Genomic DNA, 12,705 nt, shown 5'->3' with positions numbered 1-12,705 from the left:
GAGAAGGTGTTTTTGAGAGGGCATGTTGGTTGCTAATTGGCCGAATTCTATCAGACAGGGTTTTAAAAGAGTGGGGCGGTACATTCCCGCTCTTTTTTGTTTTGCAAAATCATATTTTCTCAAAAAGTGCTACGGTGATGGTAAAATGTGGATATAAGGTAAAGTGCAACTTTGCATAGTAAGCGAGGGATTGTAATGATTGTTTATAATGAGAAGTCGTCCGATTTTATCGATCATATCTACGAGAACAAAATAGGGTACGTGCTTAAAGAAAATGTTTATAAGAAAATGAACAAGGTAGTTTCAGAGGGAGAATTCCGATCATGGGAAAATTCGTTGCCGGAGATGGCCAAGGTAGTAAGGGATTCCGATATTGAGAAAGATACACATATCCTATTAGAATACAAACTTCCTTCCACGGAAAAGAGAATTGATTTTATCATTGCTGGCCGGGATAAAAAAGGCAAGAAAAATGCAATGATCATTGAACTGAAACAATGGCAAAAAGCTGACATGGCAGAAGGAAGCGGGATTGTCAGAACCTTTCTGGGTGGGAGAGAACGGGAAACTGTACACCCCTCTTATCAAGCAACCTCCTACAAACGGTTTCTCATGAACTTCAATGAATCTTTGTATACAGACCTATCGATTCAGTTGAATTCCTGTGCCTATTTGCACAACTATATAGCGAATAGAAGTAACGAGCCTTTATTAAATCCGAAATACAACGAGTTTATTGGGGATTCACCAATTTATTTCCAGTTTGGGGATAGGGAGCTCGCAAAGAAAATAAATCATCTTGTTTCGGAAGGAAACGGTGCTGAGATTGCTGAGGCAATCGAACATGGAAGAATCCGGCCATCTAAGAAGCTTGTTGAAACAGTTGGTTCTTTGATTGAAGGCAACGAAGAATTTGTCCTATTGGATGAGCAAAAGGTTGCGTATGAAAAAGTACGGAGTATCTATAACCAGGCACAGACAAAGACAGATCAAAAGCAAGTCATCATCATTAAAGGCGGGCCTGGGACAGGCAAGTCAGTTATCGGCTTGAACCTGATCAGTGCTTTTTTGAAATCAGATGCCTATGTAGAATATATTACGCCGAATCAGGCATTCAGAGAGATACTGAGAAAGAAGGTAGTCGGTAATTCAAATCATATGGAGGTCAGGAATCTATTCAAAGGTTCTGCATCCTATGTAGATACACCTGAGGAATATTTCGAAGTGCTTATCTGTGATGAAGCACATCGTCTTAAAGAACAGGGACATATGAAGAAAAAGATTCCTGGGGAGAACCAAGCAACACAAATCATAAGGTCCTCCAAAGTCAGTGTTTTCTTTGTAGACGATCAGCAGGTTATTTCTAAGAAGGATATAGGGACGGTTAAATTAATTGAAGAAGAGGCTGAGAAGCAAGGTGCTGAAATACATACGGTCGAACTCGAATCACAATATCGCTGTTCGGGGTCAGGGAACTATATCCAGTGGTTGGACAGCTTATTAGGATTTAGTGATGAACATGTAGAGTTAGAAGGCGATTTTGACTTTAATATAGTACCTGATCCGCATCAATTGATTGAAGAAATCGTCGACAAAAGAAATGGCAGGCTGCTTGCCGGATATGCTTGGCAGTGGAATAAGAAACCCGTGAATGGGGAGCTGCCCAAGGATGTCGTCATTGAAGAGCATGACTTCGAGTTGCCCTGGAATGATCCGAATCGTATTGATTGGGCGATTCACCCTGATTGTGCGAACCAAGTAGGATGCATTCACACTGTCCAGGGATTGGAAATGGACTATGTTGGGGTCATTATAGGAAAGGATCTGGGCTATGATCCAGAAACAGACTCGCTGGTGGTTAGAAGAGATGAGTTCAGGGATAGAGGAGCGCGACCGGCCAAACCAAAGAAAGGCCAAAGCGATCCCCTTTACGACCTTGTGCGGAATACTTATAGGACGCTTATGACAAGAGGCATGAAGGGATGTTATGTCTATTGTTGTGATGAAGATCTGGCTGCATATATAAAGAAGCGGATGGAAAACTAAGCGATTTTTAAATATAGAAACCACCAAAAAGTAAGAACTTCCCGGTTCTTACTTTTTTTACGCCCCAAAGACCAACCCCACCACCATTCTACCTATGATTCATCTATACGCAGGCTAAAACTACCATATTTTTACAATAACTTCATGTATGCTTACTATTTTCTTAATATTCTTTCCCTATACTGGAACTAGTTTCAAATATAGATTGGGGAGAGGAAGGTTACGTTGAGAAAAGTCTTGTTATGGTTGATGGTCAGTCTTTTTGTGGTCGTGTTGGCAGCTTGCGGGGATAATGCAGAGGAAAGCAGTTCAGAAGGGGAAGAAACTTCTGGGGCGGGAGCGGATAATTCCGAGTCGGAAGAAGTGGCGGAGAATGAAACCATCGATACCCTTTCTGTCGGTTTCGTACCTTCTAGGGATCCGGAGGAAATCATTACGGCGACAGAGCCTTTGAAAGATCTATTGAAAGAGGAAATGTCTTCCCAGGGGTATGACATAGGGGAAGTTGATATCACGGTCGGTACGAATTATGAAGCGGTTGGGGAGGCTCTTTCTGCTGGGACGACCGATGTCGGGTTGATTCCGGGTGGTACATATGTGTTGTATGACGATGGCGCAGAGGTTGTTTTGACAGCGACGCGTGCCGGTTTGAGTGTGGATTCGGATGATCCGAAAGTGTGGAATGAGAATGAGCCGATTGAAGCATCTGATGAGCAGGCGACAAGCTATCGTGCGTTGGTGATTGCCGGTCCGTCGGAAAAAGGGCAAGAATTGGCGGAGAAGGTGAACAATGGAAAGGAATTGACGTTTGAAGATCTTAACAGTGCATCCTGGGCTGTGATGTCTTCTTCTTCACCGGCAGGATACATCTATCCGGCTTTATGGCTGGATGAAAACTATGGCAAGACGATCACCGATCTCGAGAATGTGGTCCAGTCCGACTCCTATGGAAGTGCCTTTGCACGGCTTGCTTCCGGCCAGATTGATGTCATGGTGACGTATGCGGATGCTAGGCGTGACAATGTAGACAAGTGGCAAAGTGAGTTCGATGGAGAAGGAACCATCTGGGAGGATACGGATGTGATTGGTGTGACACCAGGCATCTATAACGACACCATCAGTGTCAGCAAGAATTCGGATATCATGGATGAGGATCTGAAATCGGCGATCCAGCAGGCATTCATGGATATCGGCGAGACAGAGGAAGGGAAAGAAGTCATTTCCATCTACAATCATGAGGGATATCAGGAAGCGGAAGCCTCTGATTATGATAACGAAAGAGAAGCACAAGAAATGGTGAAGAGCTTGAACTGAACGATAGCAAGATGAAGCTTTAAGTCAATGAGAGCATCGCCGGTCGATGTTCTCATTTTCATAGAATGGAGAATGAACGATGATCGAATTTATCAATGTGGGAAAAACCTATCCGAATAACGTCCGGGCACTGGATAATATCAACTTGAAAATCGAGAAAGGGGAATTCGTGGCGATCATCGGCCTTTCGGGTGCCGGCAAATCCACGCTGATCCGATGCATTAATCGTATGCATGACATATCAGAAGGTGAACTCATCGTGGATGGGGTGAAGGTGGATGCGTTGAAGGGGAAGGAGATCCGTACATTCCGGCAGCGGATCGGGATGATTTTCCAATCCTTCAACCTTGTCACCCGGATATCTGTCTTGAAAAATGTGCTGGTATCCTTCGTGCCGGAGCTTCCTTTTTGGCGGAAGGTGACAGGAATCTTTTCCAAAGACCAAAAGATCAGAGCACTGACTGCTTTGGACAAGGTCGGTATTCTCGACAAGGCCTATGTCCGTGTCGACCAGTTGTCAGGCGGGCAGCAGCAGCGGGTGGCTCTTGCCCGAACGTTGGCACAACAGCCGGATATCATTCTTGCGGATGAACCGATCGCCTCTCTGGACCCGGTGACAGCGAGGCAGGTGATGGATGACTTCACGAGGATCAACCGGGAGACGGATATGTCCATCATCCTCAATATCCACCATGTCGAGATGGCTCTTGAATATGCGGAGCGGATTATCGGTGTGAGGGAAGGACGTGTCGTCTATGACGGGAAAGCAGAAGACGTGAACCAGGACGTCCTCGATTTCATCTATAACGGGAAGACAGGAAGTCCCGAACCGGACGGCAGGGAGGAGAAATACTATGTATGATCGGGTGTTACCTCCTCGTGAGATTTCCCTTCCGAACGGAAAGACGGTTCAGGAGAAACGGTCACGGACACCGCTGATCCTGTTGCTCGTCGTCCTTGCGACTATCGTCTCTGTCCGGTTCACCGGCTTCGATATGGGGGTGCTGCTTGCGAGGTGGAACGAATTCTTTGTCATCACCGGTCAAATGCTGCCCCCGGAGTGGGGTTACCTTGAGCATATCTGGAAGCCGCTCATGGATACGATCAAGATGTCCCTCTTGGGGTCGATTCTGGGCTCGGCTGTGGCTGTTCCGGCGGCTTACTTCGCATCGTCCAATGTCGTGAGCAAGACGACTGCCGGCATCACGAAAGGTGTGCTCAGTGTGCTGCGGACACTTCCGACATTGGTTACGGCCCTGATTGCGACGTTCATTTTCGGTCTTGGCACAATGGCCGGTACGGTGGCGATTTTCCTGTTTACGATTGCTTATGTCGGAAAATTACTGTACGAGCAGATCGAGAATGCGGAGATGGGCTCGTTCGAGGCGATGGAGGCTTGCGGGATGACGAAGATGCAGGCATTCCGGTATGCGATTTTTCCACAGGTCCTTCCCAATTATCTGTCGACATCCTTGTTCTGCTTTGAAGGGAACGTGCGGTATGCGGCGATTCTTGGGTATGTCGGTGCCGGTGGAATCGGGTTGTTGTTAAATGAAGGACTTGGCTGGCGGGACTATCCGAGTGTCGGCATGATCTTGCTGATGCTGGTCATCACCGTCTATTTGATCGAAAAAGTCAGCGAGCATTTCCGCAAAAAGCTGATCTGAAGGAGTATACATGATATGGAAGCCATTGAAAAACAGTTACATGCTTCACCGAGAAATATGCGCTACATCCTCACTGTGGCTGTGCTCCTCCTGCTTTTGTTCGTCTGGTCGCTTTCTGCGGTCAACATGGAGAACATGGAAGAAAGCGGGTGGGGAATTGCCACAAGCATCATGGGAGGGATTTTGAACCCTGACCTGGAATTATTATTCAGTATAACGACACAAGGTGTGATGTATCTGCTGGTGGAAACGATCGCCATTGCTTTTCTCGGCACCATCATCGGGTCGTTCCTGGCCATTCCGCTGGCATTTTTGTCTGCATCCAATGTCGTGTCGCGGCCTGTCGCCGGATTGACGAGAATCATCCTGATTGTGATCCGTACAATTCCGGCACTGGTCTATGGCTTGATGTTCATCCGGGTCACTGGGCCAGGTCCCTTTGCCGGTGTGTTGACCATTGCCCTCGTATCGATCGGCATGCTTGCCAAGCTGTTCGTCGATGCGATCGAGGAACTTGATACCAGTATTTTGGAATCGATGACCTCGATCGGCTGCAGTACGTTTGAAAATATCCGCTATGGCATATTGCCGCAGCTCTTTTCCATGTTTTTATCGATCATCATCTACCGGTTCGATATGAATTTGAGGGAAGCATCGGTTCTTGGACTCGTAGGTGCCGGCGGTATCGGGGCACCGCTCATTTTTGCGATGAATGCCTACCGCTGGAATGAAGTGGGATCGATCCTGATCGGCCTGGTAGTGCTGATCCTGGTGGTGGAGCTGTTCTCCAACCGGATACGGACGAAGCTTGTCAGGGGATGAGTGCAGGGTTTGCATAGATGAAGCAGTATTTTGCCGAAAACAGTCGCAAAAGGTTTACGGGTAATTTACAGACAATTAAAACCAGTTCAACAACTATTTGAGATAGTGGTAGGGTAATAATAAATAATGAGGAGGGTACCAATGAAAAGAAGATGGAATGTCGTATGGATGCTGGTTTTGACTGTGATCATGACTGTCACAGCCGTTCCGATTCCGTTCCAGGCTGAAACGATGGACGACCCGGCTCCGACCATCATACCGGAGTCGCCGAACGGGCAAAAGGTATTATTCGATAACATGCATGGACAAACAGCCGGCCAAGCCGATTGGGTGATGGACGGGGCGTTTTCCGATTTTGCAGAAGGGATAGCGGGCAACGGATATCAAGTGGACGAGCTGCGGAAAAACAGTCCACTTACTGTAGAAGACCTGGAGGAATACGATGTCTTCGTGATACCGGAAGCGAATATTCCTTTCAAAACGAGCGAACAGGATGCCATGGTCACTTATGTGGAGAATGGCGGAAGCATTTTCTTTATTTCGGATCATTATAATGCAGACCGGAATAAAAACCGCTGGGATTCTTCCGAAATCATGAATGGTTACCGGCGTGGTGCCCATGATGATCCGACGAAAGGAATGTCCCAGGACGAGAAGAATTCGGAAGCGATGCAAGGGGTGGAAAGCTCGGATTGGTTGAGTGACAACTTCGGGATCCGTTTCCGCTATAACGCGCCAGGTACGGTTGTAGCGGATCATGTCGTCGACCCAGCCGAAACATTCGGGATTACAGAAGGTGTCAGCGAGGTGACGATGCATGCCGGGTCGACCTTGGCTATCACCGATCCGGAAACGGCTAAAGGAATTCTTTACTTGCCGGAAAACCTCGACGAAAGCGATAAATGGGGCCCATCAGTGGATGAAGGGATCTACCATGGCGGGGGAGTGGAAGAAGGCCCATATGCTGCGATTTCCAAGTTAGGGGAAGGGAAAGCGGCATTTATCGGAGATTCCTCTCCTGTGGAAGATGCTACACCGAAATATCGCAATGAAGAAACAGGCAAGAAGAAAAGGACATATGACGGCTTCACGGATGCGGATAATGGAACATTGCTGCTGAATATGGTTGACTGGCTGGCAGAAGATGAAGCTTATCAGGACTTCACGGAAGCGGATGTTCCACTGGATGAAGTTTCCCCGCTTCTAGAAAAGGAGATACCTGAACATACGACAGAACCGGAGGCAGAGCCATGGACAGATCCGTCACCTGGTTATGACTGGTATGATCCATCCACCTTTGCACCAGGCTCTTTCGGCTCATCGGAGGATCCTGTGGCAGAGCCGGAATTCACCTTGGATCATGAGACAATGCTGCCGAATGACCAACCCTTCACCATTGATGTCACTGCTGAAGGGTTGGCGCCAGGGCAGACGGTTTCCGGCTATAATCTCGGTATTTATCTGGATGGTGGACAGCAGATCGCTAAAGTGCAGAATGCTGACGGAAGCTGGCCGGCTCACTATGGCTATAGTGAAGACTTTTCCCTGCAGGCGGACAGCGAGGGGACAGCAACCCGGACGTTGACGGTACAGGTCAATGGAGATGCAACTGGGGATGCGAATATCCGTCTCCGCCAAGGGAGCACCAACTTGATCACCACTACAGCAACGGTTGGCAGTGATGGTGGTGAAGAATCAGAGGAATCCGTAGAACCGATATCCATCCAGGAGGCCCGCCATACAGCAGATGGACAATCCGTGGCAGTGGAAGGTGTGATCACCACGGAACCAGGACTCTTTGGCGGGAAAGGATTCTACCTGCAGGATGACACCGCAGGCATCTATGTCTTCCAGCATGCGGATGGATATAGCGCAGGGGATGATGTGAAATTACAAGGGACGTTAACCACTTATCAGGGATTGAAGGAAATCACAGACATCCAGCAATTGGAGGTGACAGGGAAGCGTGATCTTCCGGCATTCACCCTTGTCGACCAAATCGACGAGTCCAATCAGGGAGAGCGGGTCAGCTTGGAAGGGAACATCCAAAATCTTACCTCCTATTGGAATGCGTTTGAATTTGACGTGGAAAACGAGGGGAATCTGACAAGGGTTCGAGTGGATGACCGGACAGATATTTCATTCGAAACATTTACCAGCAATTTTCAGGAGGGTGATGAGGTATCTGTATCTGGTATCGCCTCCATTTTCGGAGATACCTATCAGTTGCTGGTGACAGAGGCAGATCATGTACAGCCGACAGCCGATCACCCGCCCGTGATCAACGGTCTGTCTGATTTCACTAGCTTTGCCATTACAGAATCCTATCAAGTTCCTGTAGACGTGATGGATGAAGACGGTGATTTGGAAGAGGTCGTCATCGATATCAATGAAAAGCAGATGGAGGATGCCATTCAATTGGATCCTTTGGAATACACTCCGGGCATGTATGAAGTGACGGTCACTGCAAGCGATGAAGCAGGACATGTTGCAGAACAAACCTTTTCCATCGAGGCGGTCCTGCCTTTATCAGCATTGGATGAATTGGTGGCAGAAGGTGCAGGACAAGGGTATTTCGATGGGAAGATGGAAAAACGGCTGATGAAAAAAGCGAATGATGTACAGACAGCCAAAAATGCGCCATCAAGAAATGGCAAATGGCAGGCATTGATCCATCAGATGGAGGCACAAGCAGGGAAAAAGGTAGACGGGGATTACCTTGATTTTTGGGAGAAACCGGCAGATTTTTAACGGATCCCTTAATTGGAGTGGACAAGCGTCATTCTTCCAGCGCAGGTAACGTGATAGGACACCCACAAACGGTGGCTGAGCCGTGTTTGTGGGTGTTTTTCTTTTTAGGTATCGACATGTTTTTTGTCATTCTTACAAATAGTGACATACCGGCAACATTTTTTCCATATTATGTTAACAGTCTAGTGTTTATGACTTATACTATAAATAGTATTAATTTTTGAATACAGGATCTATATCCTGTCATTTCGGTTAGGAGCAAGCTATGAAATACTTCTGGAGAACCCTTTGTCCATCTCTTCTGCTCATCATCAATCTTGGTGGTGTGATTTTATACAGTTCGTTTTCACCATCGATATTATTTTTCATCCTGGTCAATGTGGTGATCTTCTACTTCGTCGGTCTGATCATCGACAAGTTCATCCTTTCCTATAAAGAACTGAGGATCAGCAAAAAACAGTCGGAGCAATACAAACAAGCAATACAGTCCGCTAGGGATGGGATTGCGATTGTAGATATAAATGGCGAAATCCAATGTATGAATGATGCACTTCTTGATATATACGGTTTTGAAAGAGACGACCTTAAAAGCGGCAAGCAGCTTGCTAGCCAAGACGTCATTGGGAAGATGAAGGAAGAGGTCCTTCCGGAGTTGAAGCGCACGGGGTATTGGCGGGGAGAATTGGAAGGTCGCCGCCATGATGGCACGCCATTTCCCCATGAGTTATCATTTTCTCAAATTGCAGGAACGGACAAGTTCATCAACGTGGTTCGCGACCTGACGGAAGAGAAGGAAAATGAAAAGTTGATCAACCAGTTGGTTTGGCATAATGATTTATCCGAGTTGCCAAATCGGCGTGCGATGTTGAAAATGATGAACAGCCAGATTGAAATAGGCGAGCCATTTTCCTTTTTCTTCATCGACCTGGACGAGTTCAAGAATATCAATGATGTGTTCGGCCATTTTATCGGAGACCATTTATTGCAGTATGTTGGCAGCAAGTTCAAAGAGCTGCAGTCGGATGAGTTGTTTGTCTATCATTTAGGCGGAGATGAATTCACGGTCCTATCGCTAGGCAACAGACAGGATGACAGACAAGTAGCGGATTCGATTGTTCAGAAGCTTGCTGACCCTGTCGAACTGAATGGCAACACGATTTCTGTCACGCCGAGTATAGGAATCAGCCGATATCTGGATGATAGTTCCACCATGGAACAGGTGATGAAAAACGCTGATTTGGCGATGTACTATGCCAAGCAGCAAGGAAAAGGCAAAAGCCAGCTGTTTTGCGAGGAATTCAGTGATCAATATGAACGGAAGATCATGCTGGAAAATGAGCTGAAACATTCGATGGCAAATAACGAGCTATATGTAGTCTTTCAGACAAAACATGACTTGCTGTCCGGCGAGTTGGTCGGGATGGAGTCATTGCTCCGCTGGTCCCATCCACAGCTTGGGAACATATCTCCCATCGAATTCATCCCGATTGCGGAACAGTCCCATCAGATCATCGCAATTGGAGAATGGGTCCTGAACGAGTCATTAGCGTATTTAACCGATTGGATCAAAGCAGGGCATGAAGACTTGAAGGTATCGGTGAACATATCAAAGAAGCAACTGGTCGATCGTGCATTTATTCCGACCCTGAAGATACTCCTGGACAGATATCAAGTCGACCCGGGACAATTGGAGTTGGAAATAACAGAAAGCATCACATCCGAGGTGGATGACATCATCCCTTCGCTCGTGATATTGAAAGAACTTGGGGTCGGCCTATCGATCGATGACTTCGGCAAAGGCTACTCGTCATTGAGTGTACTCAATACATTGCCAATTGACACCTTGAAGATCGACCGGAGCTTTGTCCAAAGCATCTCTTCCACCAAATATGGTTTGGATATCATCAAGAGCATCATTGACATAGGAAAGAATATGGACCTTTGTGTGGTTGCTGAAGGGGTTGAAACGGAGGCCCACCTGGAAGAATTGAAAAAGCTGAACTGTCCAGTAGGGCAGGGATACTATTTTAGTAAGCCGTTGACCCCCGAGCGGATAAAAAGCGAATTTTTGGAGCGGGAAGGGGCGGCGGCCATTGAGTAGTGCGGTCGGGAGCATGGATAGCAATCAGCAAGGGTGATGAAGAGAAAACAGAATAGGTTACACTATCAGGGAGTACAAATCGTATGGCGTGTTGTACTCCCATTTTATTTTTCGAGGGTTGAATGAAGACCGGACCAAAAAGAGGTAACCATCTATATTGACAGTCACCTCTTTACCTTCTCTTTATTTCGATAATCCTAAGATCAACTTTTTATAAATATCGAAGAATGCGAAGTAGTAATCTTTGTAGACATACTCATCTTTTTTATGTGCCATTTTTGTTTCACCTGGGCCAAACATCATGAATGGGAAGTTATCATCTTTCCCGCGTAAAAGGTTGGATGCGTCCGTGACCCCTGGTGAACCTTTCACCGAGATTTCAAGATCCAGATGTTTTTTACCGAGCTCTTTAGCAAGATCCACCATGTCAGACTGTCCTGAAGTGAAAACACTTGGCAATGACATGGTCACTTCCACATCAATATTGGAGCCTTCTTTATTGTATTTGTCAGCTATCGTGTTGAACAGGTCAATCGCTTCATCGTTATCGAACTCCGGGATAGTCCGCACGTTTATTTCAGCTACTGCTTTCTCTGGAATGGAGTTTATTTGGTTGCCTGCATTGAAAATAGTTGTACTCATCACCAACTGATCCAGAACCTCATTTTTACGGTCATCGCCATTCAATTTTTCATCTACTTCCAATAGGTATGCCATTAGAGGATTGATCGCGTTATAACCTTGGTCAGGCATGGAACTGTGTGCTGCTTCACCAGTAGACGTGACACGCAAGTTCAGCGAACCCTTATGAGAATAGATGATCGTGTCATGGGAAGGTTCAGCTACCCATAGATAATCCACATCATCCATATAGCCTTCTTCATACAGTTTCTTGGAACCAGCACCACCGACCTCTTCACCAGTCGTGGCCATGAAACGGACGGTACCATTATTCAGTTCATTATTTTCCTTGAGTTCAATCATTACCAACGCAAGGTTTACTAAACCAGCTTTCATGTCATTGGTTCCACGTCCGTATAATTTCCCGTCTCTTTCTGTCAATGTGAACGGATCTGAAGCCCAATCGCTTTCATCACCAGGAGAAACGACATCCATATGACCGGAAATCCCAATGACTGGACTTCCACTTCCTATTTCAGCCACTAAATTTACACGGGTGTCTGTAACCGGAACGATTTTAGATTCGATGTCGTATTCAGCAAATAAATCCTTCAGGTAATTTGCCACTTCTATTTCATTTTCATTAACAGTCTTCATCGCTATGATGTCAGATAAAACCGTTATTTTTTCTTCTTCCGTAAAATGTTTCATCCTACAACCTCCCCAGCGTGTTTAACCGAAATGTCCATTCATATGGTAGCCATATCCGGAACGGTTATACTTCTATATACATGGACGGACGAATGGCTGCACAGAACTTGTGTGATATACATCTCATGCATCAAGGATATCATAATGGAAAGTTTGTAGCTGGGAGTGGGAGGACGGCTAATATATGGATGCTTCTGCAGTATCCAATTAAGTCGGAGCTTGTTGTTAGCTTACTTTGCGACTATCACGGCTACAGCCGTCCTGATATATTCTGGTCATCATTTGGAAGAGTCGGCCAGTCAGGCTTTTTATGGTGATAATGGAAAGCAGCCTGGTAGGTCTAATCGGAAGACCCAATCCATTTGGGAAAAATTACCATATCCAACCCATTGACTAAAGGCGTTGGAGAATGTATCATTGATTTCGCTCTTGAAAAAACGTTCCTGACGGAGCGGGCAAAAAAGAATAGAACGCACAGATGATTTGCTTTCTATATTATTCCTTTTGTCTTCTTGAGGCTTCAAAAAACAGTTGACGCTGAATGCGGTATGTGATATATTAATAGAGTCGCCATAAAGAACGGCGAACCGGGAAGAGAAAAGACGCAAACAACGAATTAAAAAAGTTGTTGACAAAAACTTCTCGCCATGATATATTAATTAGGTCGCTTCA

8 protein-coding genes are annotated in these 12,705 nt (G+C 46.2%); 7 read left to right on the top strand and 1 reads right to left on the bottom strand.

The features are described from left to right. Nucleotides 1-195 precede the first annotated feature (195 nt). From ACFOGI_RS09195 to ACFOGI_RS09165, 7 genes are all read left to right on the top strand, one after another. Nucleotides 196-2,046 (top strand): DNA/RNA helicase domain-containing protein, encoded by a 1,851-nt coding sequence (locus ACFOGI_RS09195; RefSeq protein WP_390271672.1) that lies wholly within the window; start codon nucleotides 196-198, stop codon nucleotides 2,044-2,046. A gap of 225 nt (nucleotides 2,047-2,271) precedes the next feature. After that, nucleotides 2,272-3,360 carry a phosphate/phosphite/phosphonate ABC transporter substrate-binding protein gene (locus tag ACFOGI_RS09190; protein WP_390271670.1) on the top strand — a complete coding sequence of 363 codons (1,089 nt, stop codon included), beginning with the start codon at nucleotides 2,272-2,274 and terminating at the stop codon, nucleotides 3,358-3,360. 79 nt (nucleotides 3,361-3,439) lie between these two features. After that, entirely contained in the window at nucleotides 3,440-4,222 is a 783-nt protein-coding gene (phnC, locus tag ACFOGI_RS09185) for a phosphonate ABC transporter ATP-binding protein (protein ID WP_390271668.1), read from the top strand. Beyond that, on the top strand, nucleotides 4,215-5,027 hold the full coding sequence (gene phnE, locus ACFOGI_RS09180; RefSeq protein ID WP_390271667.1) for a phosphonate ABC transporter, permease protein PhnE: 813 nt from the start codon (nucleotides 4,215-4,217) through the stop codon (nucleotides 5,025-5,027). The genes phnC and phnE (ACFOGI_RS09180) overlap by 8 nt, the downstream gene beginning before the upstream one ends. Nucleotides 5,028-5,042: 15 nt before the next feature. Continuing rightward, nucleotides 5,043-5,849: a phosphonate ABC transporter, permease protein PhnE gene (phnE, locus tag ACFOGI_RS09175; protein ID WP_390271665.1), complete on the top strand. Its 807-nt coding sequence runs from the start codon at nucleotides 5,043-5,045 to the stop codon at nucleotides 5,847-5,849. 141 nt (nucleotides 5,850-5,990) lie between these two features. Next, nucleotides 5,991-8,600 (top strand): endonuclease, encoded by a 2,610-nt coding sequence (locus ACFOGI_RS09170; protein ID WP_390271663.1) that lies wholly within the window; start codon nucleotides 5,991-5,993, stop codon nucleotides 8,598-8,600. Between the two features lie 265 nt (nucleotides 8,601-8,865). Continuing rightward, nucleotides 8,866-10,701 carry a sensor domain-containing protein gene (locus ACFOGI_RS09165; protein ID WP_390271662.1) on the top strand — a complete coding sequence of 612 codons (1,836 nt, stop codon included), beginning with the start codon at nucleotides 8,866-8,868 and terminating at the stop codon, nucleotides 10,699-10,701. 183 nt (nucleotides 10,702-10,884) lie between these two features. On the opposite strand, the gene ACFOGI_RS09160 is transcribed toward ACFOGI_RS09165, so the two are convergent. Beyond that, nucleotides 10,885-12,033, bottom strand: coding sequence for an ArgE/DapE family deacylase (locus tag ACFOGI_RS09160; RefSeq protein ID WP_390271660.1), 1,149 nt, complete (start codon nucleotides 12,031-12,033; stop codon nucleotides 10,885-10,887). Nucleotides 12,034-12,705 lie beyond the last annotated feature (672 nt).

This window comes from Virgibacillus xinjiangensis, from assembly GCF_042643145.1.
Classification (GTDB): domain Bacteria; phylum Bacillota; class Bacilli; order Bacillales; family Amphibacillaceae; genus Virgibacillus_O; species Virgibacillus_O xinjiangensis.
This window is presented reverse-complemented; position numbering and strand designations above follow the sequence as displayed.

Excerpts from the sequence above, each read along its gene's own strand:
- ACFOGI_RS09165 (WP_390271662.1), top strand. The coding sequence starts at position 8,866 with ATGAAATACTTCTGGAGAACCCTTTGTCCATCTCTTCTGCTCATCATC.
- phnC (WP_390271668.1), top strand. The coding sequence starts at position 3,440 with ATGATCGAATTTATCAATGTGGGAAAAACCTATCCGAATAACGTCCGG.
- ACFOGI_RS09195 (WP_390271672.1), top strand. The coding sequence starts at position 196 with ATGATTGTTTATAATGAGAAGTCGTCCGATTTTATCGATCATATCTAC.
- phnE (WP_390271667.1), top strand. The coding sequence starts at position 4,215 with ATGTATGATCGGGTGTTACCTCCTCGTGAGATTTCCCTTCCGAACGGA.
- ACFOGI_RS09170 (WP_390271663.1), top strand. The coding sequence starts at position 5,991 with ATGAAAAGAAGATGGAATGTCGTATGGATGCTGGTTTTGACTGTGATC.
- phnE (WP_390271665.1), top strand. The coding sequence starts at position 5,043 with ATGGAAGCCATTGAAAAACAGTTACATGCTTCACCGAGAAATATGCGC.
- ACFOGI_RS09160 (WP_390271660.1), bottom strand. The coding sequence starts at position 12,033 with ATGAAACATTTTACGGAAGAAGAAAAAATAACGGTTTTATCTGACATC.